Source organism: Parabacteroides sp. AM08-6, assembly GCF_003473295.1.
In the GTDB taxonomy this organism is placed as follows: domain Bacteria; phylum Bacteroidota; class Bacteroidia; order Bacteroidales; family Tannerellaceae; genus Parabacteroides.
Genome location: NZ_QRMP01000007.1, coordinates 72,875 through 94,792, shown reverse-complemented (window position 1 = coordinate 94,792; position 21,918 = coordinate 72,875). Strand labels below are relative to the sequence as shown.

The window sequence follows — 21,918 nt, the reverse complement described above, 5'->3', positions numbered from 1 at the left end:
ATCAATCTATAAACTCCGTGTTTTCATTAACCTGTGCATCATCACATATCTTGACAACGACGTTACCTTTTGGCTTTAACCTACATTCTTGAATTTCTCTTGTTTCGATAAGCATGAAAGAACCATGACTATTATTTGAGTATAGATATTCACCGTCCCAAGTCCATATTCCTCCGTGTATATCCTTTAATGTCCCTATATTCGGGTTCAATGTTTGTAGTATTGCCTTACGACCTACATTAGTCATCGCATTAAATCCGTTATGATCTGGATTCATTCTCCTTACTTTCTCATAAAGCGGATAATCAAGCTGTTTTAACCACAAAAGGAATTTAGGTACTTCTTTTTCTTGATAATCAGTTATCACGCCTCCAAAGAATGCGTGAGGAATAAAATTCACAATTTGCTTGGTTATAAATTCTTCATTGAAGTGTTCGCGTTTTATAATCGGTTTCCCTTTAAAAAATCCAAAACCTCCTCCGTCGACAAAATCTATTCCCTCATTAAGGCCAAGGTGCGAAATAGGGGCATAAACCAAATCCATAAAGTACTCCAGCTTTTTCGGCTGGGTTAACGTGGCTTCATAAGCCTCTTTATGAGCCTGTTTAAAATCACTTATCCATGAATTAAACTTACTTGCCATCCTTGAATATCCGGTAGCCATTCCTCTGCTGCCATAGGGACATTTGTTTTCAAAAGCCACACAATTTCCCTTGGCGTATAATTCGCATTTTTCAGGGCACTCGCAATAGATAATATATCCTACAGCTTTTTCTGATTTCTTTTGCTTGAATAACGCGTTTGCAGGATTAAATATCCATGCACAAATTTCTTTTTTCATATTCCTTTCTCCTTTAGTAATTTCTTATTAAGAGCCTTGTAATACTTGATTAACTGCTCGTACTCGAAATCAGTCATCTTCGAGGCTTCAGAAGCTTTGCTCTTAAGTAGAATGAACTTCTGTTGACCGATCTTTTCTATCAGATTTTCCCGGTACCCTTCAAGGTGATCTGCCTTAAAACGGTTACAATGTCTGCATTCAGCATGACAATTATTTTCATCGAACCGTGTAGACAAATGAGTCCGGCTAAAATAGTGCCCGCAGTCTGCCTGCTCAAACGGTTTAATCTGCCCACAGGAGATACATTTAAAATACCCGTTCGGCATACAATCACGAAGCCGGATGAACAAGGAAAACTCTTTGTCAAGTTTCGCTTTCAAATCCGGCTTCTTCTTAACTGTCACCCCTGCTTTATCAAACAAGGGTAAAGGCTTGTCTTTTTTCTTAGCCTTTCGTTTTATGTAATACATAGTCAGTCATAATTATAGTTATCAAAATCATCCGGCTCATAATCCGGTATATCATTACCAAAATCCATTATCATCCCCTCCTCTTTTTTGATTTATCAAGCATAGCCCAATCCACGTTAGAGCCATAATACCGAGAATGGCAGCGACTATTAATAAAGCCTCTGACCAACTATTTAAAGATTCTATATTCATGGTGATAAAATTTTGTTCAATAGAAGCCCCGAGGCGTATTCCCCGGGGCACAAACAACAAACATTCCGAATCCTATCCGATTTCGTATCACCTTTCAGATAGAGTCAACGGCTAACCGATGCCGCGCGGATAAACACCTGCGCTATCTTCGCCCTACTTTCGGATTAAAACAGATTTTCGCTCATAAAGGGTTGTGATGGTAGCAGGACTTGAACCTGCACGATAGGAGCTTTTTAGTTTTTACAATCAGTGGATTCTCGCCACCTATACCTGTATTTATATATTTTACGCCGGACTGCTGTCTATTTTTCAAGACCTCCACTACCGACAACCTATCTATGAGATATTCAACTTTAGCGTCTACCAATTCCGCCATACCACCGTTTGCCGGGACTTTCACCCGGCTATTCGCGATTATTACACATAAACATCCTGTCTCACGACTGTAATTGTTCCCGGATACCGAGCTAACGGACACCGGGCTTAATTTAGTTTTTACCAGAATAAGCCATAGAAAATTCACGGGGAATAAACCGACCGATAGAAATTGGTTTAGCGACTTCAATCATCGTGTGAATTTCTTTCCTCTCGAAAGGATTACCCTTTTCTTTGGCTTCTTGCTCATGTTCATCCTGCTTCTTTTTCAGATAAGAAGTTATCAACATCATTGCTCGGTCAACATTATAAGTGTGGACAACAAATGTCGCCGAACGTTCATCCTCGTCAAATAGAATTTTTGTTTCTATCTGGTAAAACTTCCGATCACTATTCTTTGGTTCTTCCTCTTCATCAACATCCGGCTTGTCATCAGGATCATTATCGGGAAAATCCAAAGGCAAAGTATCGATCTTCTTTTCTTTTAATGTGTCAGTAAGGATTACACAGGAATCAAACTCTTTAACCATGTTAATAATGAAGCCTGCCGTAAAGTTCAGTTCAATATAATCCTTTAAGAGAAGAAGTGCAGAATCTACACTGGTTGCATAAAACAGGAATTTACACTTTTTGCTGTCAATAGTAGCCTGAGCAATATAAGGCTGTAAGTAGTCATTTACCAACTCAACAGCCAAACGTTTTTGATTACTTACCTCTATATCCTTTGTTATATCACCAGACTCATAACAGAATCGAATTTGAGCAAGAACATCTTGGTCTATCAATGTTCCTCTCTGGAATAGTAATTCATTACGCTCAATTGATACAACCTCGCTGGTATCTTCATCAATAAAGTCCTCTGTCCATGTTTTTAGGACCCGTTGAGCAAGGTATTTATTGAGCATCTTTTTGGGATCAGATGTAAAATACCTTATTTCGTTATTCTTTGTTTCTATCATGCTATACCGATTTAACAGATTCCTCACTATAAATAATCATCCCCTTCTTAGAGACTTCTCCCTTAGCGGTTATAGGGAACGTTTTCAAACATCCCCAATCAGCAGACATTTCTACGCCTACACACTCTTTATCATTAAAATAAAAATGCTGACCTTCTTTGAGATTGTGCGTCTCGTAAAAGTCAGCGATCATTTCTTCTCCTACCTGCTGTCGCAGATCCCGAATCTCCTGTTGTTTTTGGGAGATCATAGCTTTCATTTGTTCGATTTTCTCTTTTCGTGTCATATAAATTCTTGATTGCGTTGAATTTCTTGTTGTATATGGATTAAGAATTGATTCTCATTCGGCGCAGGTAAATAAATACCGGCTTGGGCTGATGAATAATTCCTAAACCTCTCTATCGCGGTTGTCATTTCGCCTGTAGTAAGATCGGAACTACTTCTCATATAGGTGATCTCATACCCTTTCTTGTTTACTTTCTTTCGCTCGAACAGATCACGGTTACAAGTCTTTTTGAAGTAATCCAGTTTAACTTCTTCGAGGCTGTACCCTGTTTCACAGGCGAACCAACTAAGGATCAAATGCAAATATGCGTTTTGGCTTAAAGAGCGATTGGGAAGCCTTTTCTTGACCTCGACAACCGCTCTTTCTTTGAATAGCTTATTCACATACTCTTTATACTTGTCAACTTCGTAAGGATTATTCAAGTTGAAAATCATTCTAACCCAAAGATTTTAGTATCTGTTATCAACTCTCTGTTTTCTTCCAGAAACCGAATAAACTCCTCACAATGATTAGTGAGAATGGGTATATCACGTTCTGGATTGAACACATAAGTTTCTGTATAGGTATCTACCACGTACCCGCCTTTGTTGAACTCCACGATATTATACTCGAACGTCCGTACATCCGAACCGTTCTGCATAAGAGCATATGGATAAACAAGATGCTGGTGGTGGTCCTTAAACTTTCCAACCGTATAACTTCCGGTCGTTTTGATGTCGTGAACGGTGGTAGGCATCAGTTCATCAATCAGACCATAGACCAAAACATTACCGTATGCAGTTGGCAGGACTGCTTCTACTCTAATCTGTGTCAACGCACCTTTGAAATAATCCGCAAACTCGCAACAGAGAGAGACAGGAAAAGAGAAAGTACGATTGTTATAAATCGCTCGATACCAAACTGCATTTTTATCATCTGCCACACGTTCAACTTCCACATCCTTCGGCTTCCGATGTTCGATTAAAGCGTCGACAAGCTCATTGAAACAAGTGCCACGATCTGCTTTCTCACTATCAAAAGGTTTACGGTTGATACGGTCAATCAGTTCTTGAAACTGCTTTTGCTGAAATTCATCCTCCGTATGAGGTGGATTATCAGAAAAGCCCCAATAGCGATTGTAAATTACATCGCTATTGAGGTAATTCCAAAAGGCGTCGAGAATAGTGGCGTAAAGCCTATAAGATATTTTATTCGTCATTTAAACCTCCATTTATATCCTTTATATGATTTACCAATACCCCTACATCTACTCGAAATAAGAGTTGAGAAATACCCTAATTCTAATTGAACCGCCCAAGCAGATTCCCATTCTCGGATAACATTACCATTCATATCGCATTGTAGTATTGGTTTTCTGTTATTTTTACCATTCTTTTTTGCATGAATTATATTATCCTTTATAGGAAGCCATTCAAGATTTGATACTTTATTATTGTTTTTATCAAAATCTTTATGGTTTACAGTTTCATAGTTATTTGGATTAGGAATAAACGCTTTGGCAACTTCTCTATGAATAGATACAGTCTTTCTTTTATTATTATGAGATAGCACTAATCTCAAATATCCGTTAGGTGCAGGATAAGGAACTCTTAACGTATGGCGCAATGGATTTAATACATGCTTTAAACGTCCAGAATTACTTATGAAATATACCCCCTTAAAGTCCTCTATATCTTTCCATTCTTCGCCCTCATAGTCTTCAATACTATTTTGGGGATTTCTCATAATGGAAAGGCACTCTCTGCAATATTCTCGCAAACCATCTGGCGAGTTCTTATCCTTATGAAATTCGCCAAATGGTTTTTCCTTACCACATCGAATACATGTCTTATATTTAAGCTGCTGCATCGTTATACGTTTTTGTCTCCTTATTGAAGACCAATCCAAGTTCTTTAGCCTTAGCCGCCAACATCATAGACGCTTTCATTTTTGAACTTCCAACATGATTAAAATCGTCAATATGCGCGATGAAGTCATTCGCTGATGCTGCATCCCCAACCAAATCCAAACACCCTGTTATGTCTGATAAAACCTTGTTATATGCTTCTTGTTCTGCCTTTTTAGCTTGCAGCATACCAAGATAAGGGGCAATAATCCGAGTAGCGATAAAATCGTTCTTTGCCGTGGGTTTCCCTTGTGCATCTATAATAGTCGGAACTTCCATGACAGACGGCAAGTTACAGGTGTTCTTTCCGTCATTTCTATTTGTTGGATCGAATGTGATCGTTCTTTTTACCCGGCCATTCTCATTCCGCATTTCCATATACCCTAACAAGTCCAACTCTGTAACGATCGAATTGTAGGATTTTTCCCTTAATGCGGGAACAAAAACCGTATCATCCCCCTCTTTTCGCGTATCCCTGTGAGCGACAAAAATGACGTTTTTATTCAAATCCGACAGACAGCGAACGAACCATGAAAATTCTTGATTGATACCACCCCAATCCCTGATTTGAGGTTGGCGGGTTCCACATTTGTAAGAAATAATGAAATCCATCATCTTACCGATAGTATCTACCACAATAGATTGATAAGCCGATAAATTCTCGTTCATAAGTTCCTTCATGTCGTTCCACGAGGTTACTTGTACAATATCGACACCCTGCAAGTTTGAATCATTTACCCGCTTAACCCCATTGTCGAAGTCAAGCAATAATGGCATTGGAGCGCTCAAAGCGACTGTTGTTTTTCCAAAACCGGCCTGTCCATAAAGCATTATCTTTACGTTTGTCGGGATACTTAATTCTGTACTCTTCTTAATTAGTGACATAATCGTGTTATTTTAATGTTAATACTATATTGTTCCTCTTCTTGTCCCACTAAGGACATTCCCTTTCTCTATGCTTTTTTCTATCTCTTCTACCCGATAATAGATAGCACCTTTAGTTTTTCTTATGGGATTACCTTCCCTATCAACAGCGTCCCTAAAGTCAAATTTATACTGCTGAAGATGTCCGCGCTTAACAAGTGCTCTGATTACTTGCTTCGTATATATAGAATCAGCCTCATTCTGCGTAATAAGAACCTTTGAGTATATCTTTTTCCTTTCTTCCTCTACCGTCTTTATGGCAGCTTTTGTTATGGCCTCATAGTCGATAGATACTGGAATAGTAACATTGTTAGACATAAGCCCTAATGCCTGCTGTAAAAGCGTAGCTACTGGATTTGTGTTTGCTTCCATATTAAAATATTAAAATATTGCGCCCTCTCGCTCTTATACGGGTACGGGCAACAAGTTCTACATTTGCGCTTGAACGGGGGCGGATTCTTTGCCGCCTCATGTCAAAATGAGTATTTAAACAAAGAATAACCAAAAGAACACAGGCAACCGCTGATTTCGTGGCCGATGTAAAGTCCAACGTCAACCGAATGCCGGATAACCTTTCAGCCAGTTTTAATGCCAGCTCCCTCCCATTCCGAACGCCCAAAATCAAAAATGCCGTCTGAAGCTGGTTATTTATCGTGCTTACTGCACGATGCTTCAATACGGCAATCTCCTTTTTCTCATACCCAGCAGCGTACATCTGTGCTGTGATGTCACATTCAGGTGTTAGTTCGGTGAAAACTTCCATAATCGTGTGTGTGAAAGGTTAAGTCTTCTCTATATTATTAATGATATAAAGAAAACCCACCCTGCTGTTTTTCGAAACAGAATACGGAGGTTTCCCTTCTTTGGTTTTCACTCCATCTTTACGAAGATCATTATTAATACGTAAAGCCTCAGAGCGAAAGCCCATCACATCCGACACTTCAGACAACGGGATCGCTTTAGGTTTACCCGGTTTTACTTTCAAAATTGTTTCTCTGATTGTTGCCATAAATTGTAATTTTAAATTGATTGTGGAGAAGCCCCGACTCGAACGGAGATTCACGTCTGAACTTATTTGCATTTTTGATTAGAAGGATTCGAACCTTCACCTTTTCGCGACTTTGTGCAACCATTACACCGTAACCATTTCTGCAAATAAAGCGTCTACCAATTCCGCCACTTCTCCATTTGCCGGGACTTTCACCCGGCTTATTTCACAACCTTACTGCTACCGGTTATATGATTCACTGCTGTACACACAGTGCATAGCCATTGATAGCGCCGAGGACTACCGCTTTAGTAAGGTCATAATATTTTACCACTTCTTTTCTTTATAGGTCACTATCGTAAGGATCACCGCCATCACACAATAAAATGCGTGAAACGGATTGAAGAACGTTCCTATAAAACATACCACGGCAAGCAAAGCCGTTATAATACAGATTGCAGCCTGGATAGGTGAAACAAACTGTATAGAACCAATTATCTTTTTCATAAGCGTTAGAATTTATTTGCCACCGGCAGCCAATACGATTAGCACCTACACGGTTCAGAACCGGTGGATATATTTTGAAAAGGGACGGCGGTTAACCAATGTCTGACCATAACACCGCAAGGAAACACGCCCCTTTGATAATTTCTTTTTTATAATGTATCCCAGCAGATCACGGCTTAAAAGCTAACTGCGCTTATACATTATTATATGTTATCCTTTCGTTTCAACCCCATTTCTGCGGGTACTAAGGTGTAAGTACGAGAAAGAACTAACAGAAGTGACCGGGTGAGATATTCTCTACGCCCACCCGACCGGGCTTTAGTAAGCCGTTATGAAGTTTTCTACTTTGAATGATCTAAACCCGTTCGCATCGACATCGAAGTAGCGTACAGTTTTGTAGTTTTCTGATCCAGTGCCTTTGATTAGGGACTGAACGTCTTTAAGCGTGCCTTTTGCTTTGCGAAGTGAACCGTCAGCCTTTTCGTAAGCGAATGTTACAATGCCTTTGTGCATCTGTCTTGTTAGCCGGTATAAAGCCCAAGCGCGAGAAAGACATACTGCGAATGCTTTACCTGTTGCTTTCATAAGCTCGTAAGCCATGCAAAATACTTTGTGTCTGAAATTTGAAGTCTTCATAATCGTGTGTGTTTATGTGTTAGTAATCGTATTCGTAAATCTCTGGGGTGAGATATTCAACTTCTCTTTCGAGAGCTTCTATTTCTTCAGAGATGATTTTCACGATCTCTGACTTACTATCTACATTATATATGTAGCAGGCTTTTTCGTCTGTCATTGCCTTAATCTCTGCAAGTTCTGCTTTTGAACTGTTGAGTTCTGCAAGTGCTGTTTCGTAATTTCGTGCCATAACCGTGAATTTTAATGTGTTTGTACTATTGTATCATCAATTGAGTTTGCTAACTTTGCCTGTGATAGCGTTATCAATTGTTTGATGATGCAAATATACTACTAATTAGTACAATTACAAACTAATCAGTACTAAATATTATACCATTTAGTATTTTTAACACTATGACTATTAACGAAAGATTTGCTAAAATACTTAAAGCAAAGAATATCAGCGTAAAAGATGCAGTAAAAATAACCGGAATGTCAGAAGGATACATTCGCAAACTAATGAGAGCCGGTGAAAGTTTTGGAATAGACCCTGTATTATCAATACTAAATAGTATAGAAGGGATAAACCCTGATTGGTTATTAAGGGAGAATGGGGCTATGTTTATAAACAAGGAAGGTGTACCAGTCACTAATGCCCCTACAACCGACAAAGACATTAAAATACTTGATATACGCGTATGTGCCGGCCAAGGTATAGGCTTTGATGGTGAAGAAAACAAAGTTATTGGATATGTGAATATTCCAGAGTTCACCGGGTGCTATGGTATAACCGTATATGGAGATTCTATGTATGATATGTATATGTCGGGTGACACTATTTTCGTTCGCGAGATAAAGGACAAACGGAACATTGACAATGGACAGCCTTATGTCATAATCACTAAGGAAGACAGGTTGCTTAAAATGATTCATATAGACTATGAACACAGAAGAACAATCTTGTCTTCTTATAACAATACAACAAATCCAGATGGGAAAAGAAAATATCCGGATATGGAAATTGATATTGACAACGATGTTATTCATTTATATAAGATTGTTGGAAAGTTGGCAAGAACACAGATGTAATTTAGTTATAATTTCATGAAATTCAATCAATACACCTGGAATCTATATAAGAACTCTTCCGAAGGGAAAGCCACTATATCCAGCTTTTCTGATAGGAAAGAATGGATTGAAGAAGAACAACTTTTGGAACAGTACAACCCAAGCATCAAAGACAATTTCAACAAAGAGATAATATGCGAAATACTGGAAGATTTTTGGTGCTACAAAGTTTCCGATTTTGAAGATATAGAATACCCGTCACTTGATGAAGCCGGGTGCATATACGAAGGTATAATCTCTACCGGGTTACGAATAGAGGATAAAGAAGTGTTGAAGATAGGAGATTTCGACCTGATGCTTGAATACATCCCGTTTCTATCAATGGAATTAAACTACCTGCTTGGTGACTACTTCTTTCCATACTTGTACATTGATAGATTCTATGAACTCAAAAAGTTAGCCGACCATTTTGAAATAGAGTTGCCACCTATTCCCAAGAAACCCGACTACAAAAGTAGGTGTATGTATTACTGGGAACTATGTAAAGTATTCTATCAGTTCAGGACGGAAAACAACTTGACACCTGATGAATTAAGCGCATTCATGTATGACTATATTCCCCATCTGTTGCAAACGGAGAAAAAGGGCGACATTCCGCAACCATCTCAAGCATGGTTTATCGGTGGCTTGATAAGGGGATATGGCGAACAATGGACTACAGGCTTTTGGCAGTCGAACCAAGAGACGAAGAAGGGAGACATCCTGATTCATTACGAAACATCACCCATAAGCGCAATCACCTGCTTATGGATATCCCAAGTAGATGGAGTAATTGACCCATTTACACATTATTATAGTAATACCTACATAAGTAATAGAATAGACGTTCCTCACATAACTTTGAAAGACCTACAAGCCGATGAATACTTTTCCAAACATCCACTCATTAGAAAGAAATTCCAAGGAGTGAACGGTTGGCCTTTAAGTAGTGAGGACTATTCAGAGTTACTTCGTATGATAAAGGCGAAAGGATTTGACATAGATACCCTGCCAAAGCTCTATGCTCCAGCTTTACCCAATAACCTCTCTATATCCTGCGAAAGAGATGTTGAAGTTCAGTTATTAGAGTATTACCTGAACAAAATGGGATGGTATGAGAATAAAGACTTCATCCGGCAATTACCAATCCACGCCGGCAGAGGACACAGGGTATTTCCTGATTATGCTTTACATTATGATAATAAACCGGACTACGAACGAGCAAAGGTTCTGATTGAAGCTAAATTCCACATGAAGAATAACCAAGAAATAGAGGAAGCCTTTAAACAAGCCCGTTCATACGCTAATATACTGGAATCATCGGTTATCGTTCTCTGTGATAAGCAATGTTTGATTGTCTATGAGAGGAAAGAAAGTTTTGATCGGGATAAATATGTAAAATACCATTGGGGAGAATTAGAGAACCCTGATAAATTCAACGAATTAAAGAACAAACTAAATCATAAATAAGATGAAGAAACTGATATTTTTATTGACCATATTACTCTTTGTGGGGTGCTCCAAGAGCCCGTTAGAACAATCCCTTGAAAAATATGTAGTAGACCGGGCCAATGGCATAGATATGAAATATAAACTCATAAGCTACGATTATATTGACACCCTTACAGTCAAGAATATGATTGATTCAATTTCGGCAGAACTCCCTATAATGAAGTCCAATCCTGATTTAGCAGACTTTAAAAAGAAAAGAAATCAAGAGTTTGTCGAGTTTAGAACCGATCCTAATTATGAGGAACAAATAATGAGGGGCGATTTAAAAGATGCCTCTGATTGGTGTACGGAGATTAGAGTTATTACGGAAAAGGCTGATTCTCTTATCAATAACTGGAACAAAGTAGATAGATACTCATACGACTACAACTATCTATATTGGTGGTATCAAAAAAGATCAGCTGATTTTAATATGTACGATTATGACCTTGCAGGACAAATTAATACAGCATTCAACATCGTAAAAGAATCAAAGGAGAAGTTTGATTTACTATCGTCCTTGTTAGATAAGCCAAAAGATGATGTATATTTCTATGTGGTTTCTCACACTTATTCTATTGTGAATCCTCTTATAAAAAAGAAAATAACACAAACGGACAATGTATATCTTGATGCGAATCACAATTATGTCAAATATGAGTCGGCAACTAATTTTAATGACATTTTGGAACAAGTAGTAAAATAATATCAATATTTGAGACTTTGATTTTTAAGGATAAACTTACCTATAGCGGTGGCCGGGGTAATCACTCCCCGGCTTTTTCTTTAAAGACATTGTCTACTACTTTATTAATAACATTGTCCACCCTGCTGAAATCTAACTTAACATAAGTGTCTGTAATATTATGGCCCGATTCATGGGTAAGGCAAAGTGCTATGTCATCCATGCTTATATCACATTCATTACGGGCAATCGTAGCGAATGAATGCCTCGCTGCGTAATAAGTCAAATCCGGCAAGGATAATTCTCGCCTTAATGCGGAGATGCCTCTTCTCACAGCTTGATGAAAGGCCGGCATATTCGAATACATCTTATAGAAGCAAAATCCCCTTATGCCATCCTTATCCCTATATTTCTCTATTATATCTGCGATTATCGGATGTATCATCAATGACAAAAAAGGCTTATCTTTTTTATGGGTACGTGTCTTTTTCCTCGTATATTCTACCCTATCCCCAAATGGCCCACAATCATAAACATCTGCAAGGTTCATCCCGGCCATGAAAAACGACATTAAAAACAAATCCCTTGTCATTTCAGGAACTTCTTTGTTCGAATGATAGTCAAATATTTTTCGGATAGTATCTCTCTCAACAGCCCTTTTAGAAGTTGTTTCTATTCTGGGAGGAGTATATATCTTGAAAGGGTCATTTTTTATAAGGATGTCCCCAATATCATAATCGTTGTATTTTTTCTTTGCCGCATTAAAAATAATAGAGAGGGCACCCATATAAGAATTGATGCTATTCTCGCTCAATCCAGCTTTCGCCTTGTTTGCTTTCTTACTCTTCCGGTTGGTAGTCCGCAACCAATCTTCATAGTCCTTCAATAATCTATGAGTAAGCTTACTTATTGGAAGGGAAGTTTTACCTGTTTTCTCCATTATATAATCCGTGAGGGCGTTTATTCGTGTGATATTATAAGCCTTTGTTGATTCATTCTTGATTTTATCTTTATACTCATTGGCAAACTTGAGAAAATCAATCTCATTTCCAGCATCTAGCATCTTCAGAATATAATCCTTCACTTCCTTAGCTGTATCCAACCCAGAGATGATTTCTTCTTTTTCGTTAAGAATAGCACGTATCTTTTTTACTTTGTCATTCAGGCTATCTTCAATAGAGCTATCAGTGATGGTACCGGAAGACATGCCTTTCCGGAAACGAACACATTCTGTACTCACTCCTGTCGAAATATATGCAGACAGACTTTTGTGGACTATCTGTATCTTTGCATTATACGTCCCGTCTTTCTTTTTGTGATGCTTGAAAATAATCCATTGTACAGTAGCCATAATCGCGTAGTGTGTTTGTAAAGTATTTGTAAAGCTGAATATCTATTTTGAGCAAACAAAGTTAGACAGAATTAATGCGTATTGCAAATAAAATGTTATTAAAACCCTTTATTTATGCAAAATATAAAAAAAGCCCGTATCCAACTTCACAGTTACATACGGACCAAACAAATAACAAACTCTACTTATATGAAAAAACAAATACTACTAACATTGATAAACAAAGAAATACTAATCTCTCTATATTGCTATAGGATGTATTTCCTAATTCTTTATTTTTATAACAGCAGTTCGAACGATTTGGTTCAGAATGTGATGAAAAAAGTATATTTTTCTCTGTTCTGATATTGCCAAACGACAAGCAATCGGGTGATTATATTCGCATTTTCAACTTTTATAACCTTTTCCCTCTTATCTTTGTTTTGAAGTATGTTAGAAATCTTTCGTATCTTTACAAGATAATCATGTTCTAAGACTTAAAATCATGTTTTCAGCATTCAATTTCCAACAAATGATTAGTGCATTCATTGTACTATTTGCAGTAATAGACATTATCGGTGCCATTCCTATTATCATCGATTTGAAGGAAAAAGGGAAAGAGGTAAATGCGCTAAAAGCGACAGTGATTTCCTTTTTACTTATGCTTGGCTTCTTTTTTGCCGGAGATTATTTGTTAAGACTTTTCCATGTTGACATCGAATCCTTTGCAGTTGCCGGAGCATTTGTTATTTTCCTGCTCTCCCTCGAAATGATACTCGATGTTGAAATATTCAAAAACCAAGGACCTATTAAAGAAGCAACTCTTGTTCCACTTGTATTTCCTTTACTAGCCGGAGCCGGTTCGTTCACGACATTGTTATCTTTGCGAGCCGAATACGCCAATATTAATATAATAATTGCTCTTATATTAAACATGCTATGGGTCTATTTCGTTGTTCGAATGACAAAATTCGTGGAAAGATTATTTGGTAAAGGTGGCATTTATATTGTCCGTAAATTTTTTGGTATTATCCTGTTGGCTATATCTGTCAGATTGTTCATGGCTAATATAACGTTGCTCCTGGATGCGTTGAATAATTAAAATCAGTCTAAACATCATTATAGCAGTTTCACAAATACTTACTTAAAATATTCATCAGAGCACTTATATCAATCGGCTTAGCCAAATGATGATTCATGCCAGCTTTTATGGCGTTTGTTACATCTTCAGAAAAAGCATTAGCAGTCATAGCAATAATCGGCATTTCTTTTATATCCTCACGGGCAAGAGCACGTATCTGGCGGGTTGCTTCGTAACCATCCATAATAGGCATCTGGATGTCCATTAAAATCATCTGATAATATCCTTCTATAGAATGATCAACCTTTTCTACGGCATCAAGCCCATTAATTGCAGATTCTATACAAGCACCAGTACTACCGATGATTTCCTCCGCAATTTCACGATTCAAATCATTATCTTCTACCAGCAAAATCCTTTTGCCCGAATAATCAGCATCAGATAATCTGATTGGGGTTATTTGCGGCTGTGTAACATCCTTTTCGGCAAATCGTCTTAAGATATGAAGCAATTTGGATTTAAAAAGTGGTTTGGTAATGAATCCGCTAGCACCCGCATCCTTAGCTTCAGCCTCATATTCTTCTATATCATAAGCGGAAAGGATAATAATTGGTATATCCATACCAACAGATGCTCTAATACGACGTGTCGTTTCAATGCCATTCATCCCCGGCATTTTAAGGTCCATGATAATTGCATAATATCCATTGTTCTCGTCCTGTCGTTTTTTAGCTGCTATTATTGCTTCAATACCGGAACAAACCCAATCACTACTTACTCCTATTTCTTCCAAACAATTACAAGTACTTTGACAAGCCAATCTATCATCATCTACAACAAGTACGGATAGGTTTTCTTTATTTATTTTCTCAATCTGAAGCTCATTCTGAATTTGTAAAGGCATATATATAGTAAAGCGGGAACCTTTACCGTATTCACTTTCAACTTTGATTTCTCCCCCCATCATTTCTACAATTTTATGGCTAATAGCCATACCAAGCCCTGTACCTTGTATACCACTAATAGCATGATCGTCTGCCCGTTCAAACGGTTGAAATATCTTTTTCAAAAATTCCGGCGTCATACCTCTTCCATTATCTTCAAAAATGAATTCATAAAGGGCTATTCCGTCTTGTTTTGGCAGTTCATTGATTTGTATCAGAATTCGTCCTCCTTCCGGTGTATATTTAATAGCATTGGAAAGAATATTCATCAAAACTTGTTTGATTCTCTGTGTATCACCTGTTACAATTTCATGTTGTAAATCCACAACGTGAATGTCCAATTTATGCTGCTTGCTTTTAATTTCAGATTGCATCATCACAATCAAATCCTGCAAAAGCTCACCGATATTAAATTCATCTTTGGAAAGAACTAATCTGCCACTTTCTATTTTAGACATATCCAATACCTCATTAATCAGACTAAGCAATAAACTAGATGCTCCTGTAATCTTTTTCAAACAATCGAGCACCCGTTCCTGATCATTTACATGTGCACTGGCAATAGCTGTCATACCTACAATTGCATTCATCGGAGTACGGATATCGTGACTCATTCGTGCTAGGAAATCTGATTTAGCTTGATTTGCTCTTTCTGCAAATTCCAAAGCTTCTTTCAACTGCTTGGATTGTTCTTCTACTTTTTTTCTTAACTCACGTTGTTCCGTGACATCTGTAATATCAATGTAAACAATAACATATATAGGTTCCCCATTGACACGTCCAATACATTCGCCATTTAATTGGAGCCAAGTATCATTTTCTTCCTTATTTTTCGAACAAATAATAAAATGAACAGGTTCTCCTCTTTGCATCAAAGGAAGATATTCTTTCAATATTTCTTTACTTTTATCCGTTAATTTGGTAAAAGTCCGGAAAGTAGAGATATTTTCTCTTTCAATCCCGAAAAAGTTCAAGAATTTATCATTCGCATCTATCAGTTTGAAATAACCGTCTTTTTGAATCTGATATTTCGAGATAAATCCGGGTATATTTTCATAAGCTATCGTCTGTTCGATACGTCTTTGCATCATATCATCCACATTCGTCATAACAGTGTAGGATATAGGATAGCCATTATAAACTTCATTAGTAAAAGTAGCCGTTATTTTCGTCCAAATCATAGCACCCCCTTTTCGCTGCATCTGGATATACATTTCATAGCCTTTATCTCCATTTTTCAGAGCTGTTGTAACCTTCTCTACGATTATATCCCATGTAGATTCGTTTCCAATAAAATATAAATCACATTGATTATGAAAAAGGGATTCATATTCTTCTTTGGGATAGCCAATTAAATCATAATAGTAATCGTTAGCCCATAATACAGTATAATGCTCATCTAAAAGATGTTTGCTAACACTTACACCTAAGGTACTCATTAACAAACTATAATCGTTATTAATTTCTGATTGCAAGAGTTGCTTTTCCATAATATTCTTCTCTTTCCAATTATATATTCTCTATTATCTTACATATTTGTAAATATCGAGGTTGTAACATATCAAACATCTCCTTGATATTATCTATTTCCCCATTTCTCAATTGTTCTGTCATAGGAATCAACAACTCCAACAAACCTATAAATTCAAAATTCCCGGCTATCCCTTTCAATGTGTGAGCATACATAAATGCATTTTCCCTATCTGAATCATTTAGCGCATGTTCCAAATTTCTAAAAGTTTCATCCCGAAGGAACTTCTTGAGAAATTTACCATATAGGTTTTCATTGTGCATAAAACGCTCCAATGCTTTCTCTACATCTACCTTTGCAGCTTTCAACTGTTCCTTAAACTCGTCTGTCATATAAAGAATTCAATATAAATAATAATCATGCTCCACTGCTCTGTAGTTCCCTATAGGGATGTGGAAATTTTCTTTTTTAGAGAGAAATAGGAATATACTTCCTTATCTTCTTTGCAAAGGTATCAATTTATCTCTAATATAATATCAAAAAATGATTCTCATAAACGAATAATCATTGATATACGGATATATTTTAGACTATTGAAGCCGGATTTCGTTTCCAATTGTTAAAAAACGACTATATTTCTATTTTATGATTTTATCTATATCTACATTTTTTATATCTAAAGATTCGACCTACATATTTTATTCAAGAAGATAGCAAGAACAAACAAAAGCCAACGGAAAATTCCGCCGGCTTTTTGGTTGTGTTAAAAAACGACTAGGGCTACCAGTAGCTCCCTCTACGTGAAAATCAAAACATCAGGAATGCATGACCAACAATGGTGTATCAGTGTGGAACAACATCTTACGTGCAATTGAAGGATTGAACATGCGGGCCAAGATATTACGTCGATAGGTACTGAGAGCAATGACATCTATTTGTTCATCCCGCACAAATTTCTCAATGGCCAACAATAAATCTCCGTCAGCAAGAACCGTATGAGTAATATGGGCATCCGGATATTGTTTTTTAAAATATTCATTGACACCAGTCAAACGGATTTCATTCCATTCATCGCGACTGGTTGAGATATTGAACAGATAAATATGTGGATTGTACGGCTTGATAATCTCCATGAATTCATCAAAAGCGACTAAATCTCGTTGGTTGAATGAGGTAGCAAAAGCAATATTCTTGGCTTCACTTAAATCATCAAAAGGCACATTTTCCGGAATTGCCAAGACAGGAACTTTATTGACTTCTATCACTTCACCTGTCACACTACCAATCAAATCCATATCTTTTTGACTCTTACCACGGGTTCCCATAACAATTAATGTGGGATGATATTCTTTGCTATAAGCTATAATCTCCTCCTCAGGCAGTCCTTCACGCAGAACATAATTGTATTTTATTTTCGGTAGTTCTCCGGATTGCATTTTTCTGTTTATCAATGTACTAATATTCTCCATGTCTATCTGCACACGTTTCAATACGTTTTGTACATTCTCCTCTTCATTTACTTGGTAGGCCAATGTATCTCCCATCGGGATAGCAGAAGGGAAATATGGGCTGAAATAGGCATGCATAATCATTACTTCAGCTCCGATTTTATAGGCATAATTAATACCAAGCTCACAAGCCTTGATTGAGTAATCTGAAAAGTCAATCGGTATCAGTATTTTCTTTACCTGATTAGTCTCAGTTTCTTCCTGACTGGCATCCTCGCTTAACCATTTACTGTCTTCTATGATACGCAAGGCATGAGGCAAATCGCTTTCTTTAATCCGTACACGTACACCTGCCGAAACAACTGGCTGAATTTGGTTTACATTATGTATGTAGACTTCTATTCCCTCTGTCTCAAGCATCGTTTTGAGAATTTGGGCTTTCTCAAACGTGTGAATTGCTAACGTTACTAATTTATCTTCCATACTCGTGTGTTTTTATTAATTAAACAAATCGGATTCGCTAAAAGTTGGTTAAAAAAAAATCCCACGGCATTTTTATATTCAGCTATGGGATTTTTTTGTATAAATGAATTTCTTTACGCTTGTTGTGCTTCCGACACTTCGTCTTTTTCAGCTAGTATCTGCAAAGCACGTTCAAATATAGTGGTATCATCTAATACAACCAGACCACCATCTGGTCCCGGTTCGATGTGTATCCCACAACTTTTGCCATCTTTATAATTATGCCCACCGAAATAGTTACGAACAGTTTCTACAGATAAACCTAATTCGTCAGCTATACGGTGAGTACTACCATCAGGCAAGCTGTCTTTTATTCTACGAAGTTCATTAAATGTAATAGTCTTTGTCATGGCTTCCTTATTTTGAAGGTTAATACTTTGTTTTATTTTGTGCCACTAACTTAGGCATTATAAATTACAGCTGCAAATTATTTGATTAAAATAAACAGAATATGAAATATGCTTTACGACATACTATTCAACGAAGGCAATTTGAGAGAGGGACATTGAATATCACAATCACCAATATAGTGGCATATATAGCATAGACAATTAAACGAATACGCTCTTTCGAATAAGGTAACAACCCGGCTTCTGTCCCATTAACCAAGCGCGGACGTACCCATTTATACAGTTTGTAAACTACATATCCGAAGAAAATACCGGAAATAGCCCCAGGTACAACATCTGAGATAAAATGTACACCAAGATAAATCCGAGTATAAGCCGTTAGTAAAGCCCATAAAAAAATAGTCCAGGTAAACAAACGGTCACGCATGACAAATGCCATGAGTGTAGCAAACCCAAACGCATTTGCGGCATGACTGGAAATAAAGCCATATTTTCCACCTCGATATCCAAATACAGTCTTCACCTGTTCCATAAAATCCGGATGGTGGGTCGGACGAAAACGAGTAAAATAGGGCTTGCAAACATGCGATGCAAATTGGTCACAAAGAGTAACAACCAATACTATTGCCAGCAGTATTAGAATGGATTCACGCCAATTCTTTTTATAAATCAGAACGATAAGAATAAAAACGGCTAACGGCAGCCATACCGTTTTTCCTGTAAAAATCCACATAAAGCGGTCTAAGAAATCACAGTCACTACCGTTAAGTGCAAAGAACGCATCACGTTCATAAAGCAATATTTTTTCTACCATAGAGTCTGATTGTCCAAAGACAAATTAAATTATTTCAATATCCTTACTGGGTATCCACCCTATGTTTCCGTCTTCCACTTCAATCTCGCTCCAATCTCCAAGCTTGCTTTTAACAGAAACTTTTGTCCCTTCATGCAAAATAAACAAATCGGTTCCGCTGGCATCAGGAGAACTTTTTATTGTAACTGTCGGTACAAATATGATAGCACCTTTTCTGTTTACCATTTCATCTTTTTGATTCTTGGCAAAGATATTAGCAAATATAACTATAAACAACAAAAGGAGTCCCGCATAGAAACCTATCTTTTTCAGATGTATCCATTTTGAAAAGAAGAAAAGTATCAAACATCCGATAAACAGGATAAAACTTACGATACCAATTTTTGCCCACGAATCTGCCCCCCCCATATTTTGAATTGAATCAAACCAACGATGCAAAAAGAAATCATCGACAGGTTCTATCTTATCTACCGATTTCTGACGCGCCAATTGCAGATTAAAACGGGTATCACTATCTCCCGGATTCAATATAAGGGCACGTTCGTAGTTCAAAATTGCCGGAGCTATCTTACCCGCCTTGTAGTATGCATTACCCAAATTATAATATATCGCGGCAGATTCTCCATGAGTTTTCAGCAAACCATCATATAGTTCAATCGCCTTATTATAATCCTCTTTTGTGTATGCAGCTTCTGCTTCTTTAAGTGTTGCCTCCTGAGCATAAGCCCCCCATGCCAGGAATTGAATCAAAAGAAGGAATAATATTTTTTTCATCTTCATTGCCATTACTTTTTAATTGTATTTTCCATCTTTCCGATAGCGTCTACTGTTAGCTCATATAACTTGTCCATAGCATCCAAAGCTTGAGCCGGTGCATAACGGGCAAATTCACATGTATTCAGAATATCCATGAATTCGTTAATCAGCGCCTGGTCTACTCCATATTTAGTCAATTCAGCTTCCATATTGTCTTTGGTAAGATTGGCTTGCGGAATATTGAGTTTATCACTCAAATAGCCCCACAAAGCACGAAGTACCTCATCATAAAACTCTTCCTTCTTATTTTCCTTTAATAATTTCCCGGCATTTTTCAGACGTCTTACAGCCATCTTATTCGCTTTTTTCGTACGAACCAAAGCCAAGTCGGAATTTTCTTTTACCTGTTTTCTATAGATGACAAAGAATACAATAAAAAGAATTGCCGGCACTAAATAGCATAAAATATACATGAATGACCCAAAGAAGATATCGTTGTTCGAAAGAAAATGGATATCATTCATTTTCAGATAACGAATATCTTTACCCAAAAACTTCACACTTTCTTTATTGCTATAGTTTGAAACTACCGGCGCATTACCATTTCCCCCTTTACCTTGTTCCACATGCAGTTTATACGGTTCAGAAGAAATTGTTTTATACGCACCGGATTTCGGATCAAAATAAGAAAATGCAATGGCCGGTATTTCGAAGTCTCCGGCATAACGCGGAATTGCCATGTATTCAATCGATTTCGTCCCGGATGCTCCGGCTGTAGTTGTTTTAACATCTACATTTACTTTAGGATCATATACCTCAAAATCATTTGGGAAAACAACTTCCGGATTCTTTACAAGTTTAATATTTCCATTTCCTGTAATATTAACTTTAATAGTTACAGCTTCATCCGTTTTTACATTTGTGGAATTAATGCTGGATGTCATATTGAAGTTTCCGACAGCTCCGCCAAATGAGGCAGGCTTACCGGATGGCAATGGCTTCACATCAATCGTTACAGGAGGTGTTGTCAATATTTTATTGACGTTCTGATAGCTATCCAGGAAACCGTCAAGGTCGAAAATACTTCTCGGTCTGCTTTTCCTAGGAGCAGGTAAACGTAACAGGACATCCATCTTTCCGGAAGGAATCGTAATTTTTCCGGAACGCTGCGGATAAAGAACTACCTGTTTAATCACAACGGAATTATAGCGCTTGTCTTTATATGAATCCGGTTTCCATTGCAAATTAGACAATTCTATTTCCTGAGTCAGAAAACCGTCAAATTCCGGGAACTTAGGAGGCGTCTGTATATTTAAATCATAACGAGTATATAATTTAAAAGTGACAAGTATACCTTCTTGCTCGTAGACATTCCGGTTAGAGACATCTATTTTCAAAAAAACATCATCATTGCTTACTTTAACAGACCCGTCATCATTTTGCTGTTTAGCAACTTCGTCAGACTTTTCAGGAGGAAGTACTTTTATAGCTAATGCATTTGAAGTATAATTAGAACCTTTTACCTTGATAGTTGCCGGTGGAATATTAAAGGTCCCTTCCTTTTTAGGCATTAATACATAGGTAAATATCGTGGTAACATTAAACGATGCATTTCCATTATCAATCTCTGTACTTTGTACGACAGTAGGCGATGGTCCCATCAATATTTCGAAATCTGGGATTTCCGGTATACGTATGTCCTTTCCTTCGCCATTTACCGTGTACGACACTTTGAAGGTCTCCCCCATCACAACAACCTCGGGAGCAGAAGCTTTAAACGTAATATCCGCCGCTTTTGCCGTTATCCCAATCGTTGAGAAGAATACAAATAAGAAAACTAATTTCCTCATTATATCAAGCTTATTTTTATTTATTCT

General features: G+C 37.4%; 27 protein-coding genes. 4 read left to right on the top strand and 23 right to left on the bottom strand.

From position 1 onward, the window contains the following. Position 1: 1 nt before the first annotated feature. From DW103_RS07220 to DW103_RS07155, 15 genes are all read right to left on the bottom strand, one after another. Positions 2-841, bottom strand: coding sequence for a hypothetical protein (locus DW103_RS07220; RefSeq protein WP_122274987.1), 840 nt, complete (start codon positions 839-841; stop codon positions 2-4). Beyond that, on the bottom strand, positions 838-1,311 hold the full coding sequence (locus tag DW103_RS07215) for a recombination protein NinG (RefSeq protein ID WP_122274986.1): 474 nt from the start codon (positions 1,309-1,311) through the stop codon (positions 838-840). Before DW103_RS07215 ends, DW103_RS07220 begins: the two co-directional genes overlap by 4 nt. 54 nt (positions 1,312-1,365) lie before the next feature. Then, positions 1,366-1,503: a hypothetical protein gene (locus tag DW103_RS18100; protein ID WP_158576676.1), complete on the bottom strand. Its 138-nt coding sequence runs from the start codon at positions 1,501-1,503 to the stop codon at positions 1,366-1,368. A gap of 488 nt (positions 1,504-1,991) precedes the next feature. After that, positions 1,992-2,837 (bottom strand): RNA polymerase subunit sigma, encoded by an 846-nt coding sequence (locus DW103_RS07205; protein WP_122274984.1) that lies wholly within the window; start codon positions 2,835-2,837, stop codon positions 1,992-1,994. A 1-nt stretch (position 2,838) separates the two neighbouring features. After that, positions 2,839-3,123: a hypothetical protein gene (locus DW103_RS07200; RefSeq protein WP_122274983.1), complete on the bottom strand. Its 285-nt coding sequence runs from the start codon at positions 3,121-3,123 to the stop codon at positions 2,839-2,841. Then, a complete protein-coding gene (locus tag DW103_RS07195) occupies positions 3,120-3,557 on the bottom strand; it encodes a hypothetical protein (RefSeq protein ID WP_122274982.1) in 438 nt (145 codons plus the stop codon). The genes DW103_RS07200 and DW103_RS07195 overlap by 4 nt, the downstream gene beginning before the upstream one ends. Further along, complete coding sequence (locus DW103_RS07190) at positions 3,554-4,321, bottom strand: HNH endonuclease (RefSeq protein ID WP_122274981.1); 768 nt, start codon at positions 4,319-4,321, stop codon at positions 3,554-3,556. The genes DW103_RS07195 and DW103_RS07190 overlap by 4 nt, the downstream gene beginning before the upstream one ends. Then, positions 4,318-4,971, bottom strand: a complete 654-nt coding sequence (locus tag DW103_RS07185; protein WP_122274980.1) for an NUMOD4 domain-containing protein — start codon at positions 4,969-4,971, stop codon at positions 4,318-4,320. Before DW103_RS07185 ends, DW103_RS07190 begins: the two co-directional genes overlap by 4 nt. Further along, entirely contained in the window at positions 4,958-5,893 is a 936-nt protein-coding gene (locus tag DW103_RS07180; protein ID WP_122274979.1) for an ATP-binding protein, read from the bottom strand. The genes DW103_RS07185 and DW103_RS07180 overlap by 14 nt, the downstream gene beginning before the upstream one ends. Positions 5,894-5,917: 24 nt before the next feature. Further along, on the bottom strand, positions 5,918-6,304 hold the full coding sequence (locus DW103_RS07175; RefSeq protein ID WP_122274978.1) for a hypothetical protein: 387 nt from the start codon (positions 6,302-6,304) through the stop codon (positions 5,918-5,920). Between the two features lies 1 nt (position 6,305). Next, complete coding sequence (locus DW103_RS07170; RefSeq protein WP_122274977.1) at positions 6,306-6,695, bottom strand: DNA-binding response regulator; 390 nt, start codon at positions 6,693-6,695, stop codon at positions 6,306-6,308. 18 nt (positions 6,696-6,713) lie between these two features. Further along, positions 6,714-6,941, bottom strand: a complete 228-nt coding sequence (locus DW103_RS07165) for a hypothetical protein (RefSeq protein WP_122274976.1) — start codon at positions 6,939-6,941, stop codon at positions 6,714-6,716. Between the two features lie 306 nt (positions 6,942-7,247). Continuing rightward, positions 7,248-7,427: a hypothetical protein gene (locus DW103_RS18040; protein WP_147381188.1), complete on the bottom strand. Its 180-nt coding sequence runs from the start codon at positions 7,425-7,427 to the stop codon at positions 7,248-7,250. 318 nt (positions 7,428-7,745) lie between these two features. After that, positions 7,746-8,063, bottom strand: coding sequence for an SH3 beta-barrel fold-containing protein (locus DW103_RS07160; protein ID WP_122274975.1), 318 nt, complete (start codon positions 8,061-8,063; stop codon positions 7,746-7,748). 19 nt (positions 8,064-8,082) lie between these two features. Beyond that, the gene (locus DW103_RS07155) at positions 8,083-8,292 is read right to left on the bottom strand and encodes a hypothetical protein (protein WP_122274974.1); all 210 of its coding nucleotides are present in this window, start codon (positions 8,290-8,292) and stop codon (positions 8,083-8,085) included. 164 nt (positions 8,293-8,456) lie between these two features. Between DW103_RS07155 and DW103_RS07150 the strand changes: the two genes are divergently transcribed. Genes DW103_RS07150 through DW103_RS07140 form a run of 3 tightly spaced genes read left to right on the top strand, consistent with a single transcriptional unit; the run spans position 8,457 to position 11,346 of the window. Further along, complete coding sequence (locus DW103_RS07150) at positions 8,457-9,131, top strand: S24 family peptidase (RefSeq protein ID WP_122274973.1); 675 nt, start codon at positions 8,457-8,459, stop codon at positions 9,129-9,131. Positions 9,132-9,146: 15 nt separating this feature from the next. Continuing rightward, positions 9,147-10,619: a type I restriction endonuclease subunit R gene (locus DW103_RS07145; RefSeq protein WP_122274972.1), complete on the top strand. Its 1,473-nt coding sequence runs from the start codon at positions 9,147-9,149 to the stop codon at positions 10,617-10,619. Position 10,620: 1 nt separating this feature from the next. Next, on the top strand, positions 10,621-11,346 hold the full coding sequence (locus DW103_RS07140) for a hypothetical protein (RefSeq protein ID WP_122274971.1): 726 nt from the start codon (positions 10,621-10,623) through the stop codon (positions 11,344-11,346). Positions 11,347-11,407: 61 nt separating this feature from the next. Here DW103_RS07140 and DW103_RS07135 read toward each other — a convergent pair whose 3' ends face one another. Continuing rightward, entirely contained in the window at positions 11,408-12,676 is a 1,269-nt protein-coding gene (locus DW103_RS07135) for a phage integrase SAM-like domain-containing protein (RefSeq protein WP_122274970.1), read from the bottom strand. Positions 12,677-13,160: 484 nt separating this feature from the next. Between DW103_RS07135 and DW103_RS07125 the strand changes: the two genes are divergently transcribed. Beyond that, positions 13,161-13,757 carry a MarC family protein gene (locus DW103_RS07125; protein ID WP_122274968.1) on the top strand — a complete coding sequence of 199 codons (597 nt, stop codon included), beginning with the start codon at positions 13,161-13,163 and terminating at the stop codon, positions 13,755-13,757. A gap of 28 nt (positions 13,758-13,785) precedes the next feature. On the opposite strand, the gene DW103_RS07120 is transcribed toward DW103_RS07125, so the two are convergent. The 7 genes from DW103_RS07120 to DW103_RS07090 form a co-directional block, all read right to left on the bottom strand. Beyond that, positions 13,786-16,170, bottom strand: a complete 2,385-nt coding sequence (locus tag DW103_RS07120; RefSeq protein WP_122274967.1) for a PAS domain-containing hybrid sensor histidine kinase/response regulator — start codon at positions 16,168-16,170, stop codon at positions 13,786-13,788. Between the two features lie 19 nt (positions 16,171-16,189). Continuing rightward, on the bottom strand, positions 16,190-16,543 hold the full coding sequence (locus DW103_RS07115) for an Hpt domain-containing protein (protein WP_122274966.1): 354 nt from the start codon (positions 16,541-16,543) through the stop codon (positions 16,190-16,192). Between the two features lie 423 nt (positions 16,544-16,966). Beyond that, a complete protein-coding gene (locus DW103_RS07110) occupies positions 16,967-18,082 on the bottom strand; it encodes a universal stress protein (protein WP_122274965.1) in 1,116 nt (371 codons plus the stop codon). Positions 18,083-18,195: 113 nt separating this feature from the next. Further along, positions 18,196-18,471, bottom strand: a complete 276-nt coding sequence (locus DW103_RS07105) for a DNA-binding protein (RefSeq protein ID WP_122274964.1) — start codon at positions 18,469-18,471, stop codon at positions 18,196-18,198. A 127-nt stretch (positions 18,472-18,598) separates the two neighbouring features. Further along, entirely contained in the window at positions 18,599-19,285 is a 687-nt protein-coding gene (locus DW103_RS07100; RefSeq protein WP_122274963.1) for a phosphatase PAP2 family protein, read from the bottom strand. Positions 19,286-19,309: 24 nt separating this feature from the next. Continuing rightward, positions 19,310-20,071: a tetratricopeptide repeat protein gene (locus tag DW103_RS07095; protein WP_122274962.1), complete on the bottom strand. Its 762-nt coding sequence runs from the start codon at positions 20,069-20,071 to the stop codon at positions 19,310-19,312. Beyond that, positions 20,071-21,891 (bottom strand): BatD family protein, encoded by a 1,821-nt coding sequence (locus DW103_RS07090; protein ID WP_122275046.1) that lies wholly within the window; start codon positions 21,889-21,891, stop codon positions 20,071-20,073. Before DW103_RS07090 ends, DW103_RS07095 begins: the two co-directional genes overlap by 1 nt. Positions 21,892-21,918 lie beyond the last annotated feature (27 nt).

Excerpts from the sequence above, each read along its gene's own strand:
- DW103_RS07220 (WP_122274987.1), bottom strand. The coding sequence starts at position 841 with ATGAAAAAAGAAATTTGTGCATGGATATTTAATCCTGCAAACGCGTTA.
- DW103_RS07215 (WP_122274986.1), bottom strand. The coding sequence starts at position 1,311 with ATGTATTACATAAAACGAAAGGCTAAGAAAAAAGACAAGCCTTTACCC.
- DW103_RS18100 (WP_158576676.1), bottom strand. The coding sequence starts at position 1,503 with ATGAATATAGAATCTTTAAATAGTTGGTCAGAGGCTTTATTAATAGTC.
- DW103_RS07205 (WP_122274984.1), bottom strand. The coding sequence starts at position 2,837 with ATGATAGAAACAAAGAATAACGAAATAAGGTATTTTACATCTGATCCC.
- DW103_RS07200 (WP_122274983.1), bottom strand. The coding sequence starts at position 3,123 with ATGACACGAAAAGAGAAAATCGAACAAATGAAAGCTATGATCTCCCAA.
- DW103_RS07195 (WP_122274982.1), bottom strand. The coding sequence starts at position 3,557 with ATGATTTTCAACTTGAATAATCCTTACGAAGTTGACAAGTATAAAGAG.
- DW103_RS07190 (WP_122274981.1), bottom strand. The coding sequence starts at position 4,321 with ATGACGAATAAAATATCTTATAGGCTTTACGCCACTATTCTCGACGCC.
- DW103_RS07185 (WP_122274980.1), bottom strand. The coding sequence starts at position 4,971 with ATGCAGCAGCTTAAATATAAGACATGTATTCGATGTGGTAAGGAAAAA.
- DW103_RS07180 (WP_122274979.1), bottom strand. The coding sequence starts at position 5,893 with ATGTCACTAATTAAGAAGAGTACAGAATTAAGTATCCCGACAAACGTA.
- DW103_RS07175 (WP_122274978.1), bottom strand. The coding sequence starts at position 6,304 with ATGGAAGCAAACACAAATCCAGTAGCTACGCTTTTACAGCAGGCATTA.
- DW103_RS07170 (WP_122274977.1), bottom strand. The coding sequence starts at position 6,695 with ATGGAAGTTTTCACCGAACTAACACCTGAATGTGACATCACAGCACAG.
- DW103_RS07165 (WP_122274976.1), bottom strand. The coding sequence starts at position 6,941 with ATGGCAACAATCAGAGAAACAATTTTGAAAGTAAAACCGGGTAAACCT.
- DW103_RS18040 (WP_147381188.1), bottom strand. The coding sequence starts at position 7,427 with ATGAAAAAGATAATTGGTTCTATACAGTTTGTTTCACCTATCCAGGCT.
- DW103_RS07160 (WP_122274975.1), bottom strand. The coding sequence starts at position 8,063 with ATGAAGACTTCAAATTTCAGACACAAAGTATTTTGCATGGCTTACGAG.
- DW103_RS07155 (WP_122274974.1), bottom strand. The coding sequence starts at position 8,292 with ATGGCACGAAATTACGAAACAGCACTTGCAGAACTCAACAGTTCAAAA.
- DW103_RS07150 (WP_122274973.1), top strand. The coding sequence starts at position 8,457 with ATGACTATTAACGAAAGATTTGCTAAAATACTTAAAGCAAAGAATATC.
- DW103_RS07145 (WP_122274972.1), top strand. The coding sequence starts at position 9,147 with ATGAAATTCAATCAATACACCTGGAATCTATATAAGAACTCTTCCGAA.
- DW103_RS07140 (WP_122274971.1), top strand. The coding sequence starts at position 10,621 with ATGAAGAAACTGATATTTTTATTGACCATATTACTCTTTGTGGGGTGC.
- DW103_RS07135 (WP_122274970.1), bottom strand. The coding sequence starts at position 12,676 with ATGGCTACTGTACAATGGATTATTTTCAAGCATCACAAAAAGAAAGAC.
- DW103_RS07125 (WP_122274968.1), top strand. The coding sequence starts at position 13,161 with ATGTTTTCAGCATTCAATTTCCAACAAATGATTAGTGCATTCATTGTA.
- DW103_RS07120 (WP_122274967.1), bottom strand. The coding sequence starts at position 16,170 with ATGGAAAAGCAACTCTTGCAATCAGAAATTAATAACGATTATAGTTTG.
- DW103_RS07115 (WP_122274966.1), bottom strand. The coding sequence starts at position 16,543 with ATGACAGACGAGTTTAAGGAACAGTTGAAAGCTGCAAAGGTAGATGTA.
- DW103_RS07110 (WP_122274965.1), bottom strand. The coding sequence starts at position 18,082 with ATGGAAGATAAATTAGTAACGTTAGCAATTCACACGTTTGAGAAAGCC.
- DW103_RS07105 (WP_122274964.1), bottom strand. The coding sequence starts at position 18,471 with ATGACAAAGACTATTACATTTAATGAACTTCGTAGAATAAAAGACAGC.
- DW103_RS07100 (WP_122274963.1), bottom strand. The coding sequence starts at position 19,285 with ATGGTAGAAAAAATATTGCTTTATGAACGTGATGCGTTCTTTGCACTT.
- DW103_RS07095 (WP_122274962.1), bottom strand. The coding sequence starts at position 20,071 with ATGGCAATGAAGATGAAAAAAATATTATTCCTTCTTTTGATTCAATTC.
- DW103_RS07090 (WP_122275046.1), bottom strand. The coding sequence starts at position 21,891 with ATGAGGAAATTAGTTTTCTTATTTGTATTCTTCTCAACGATTGGGATA.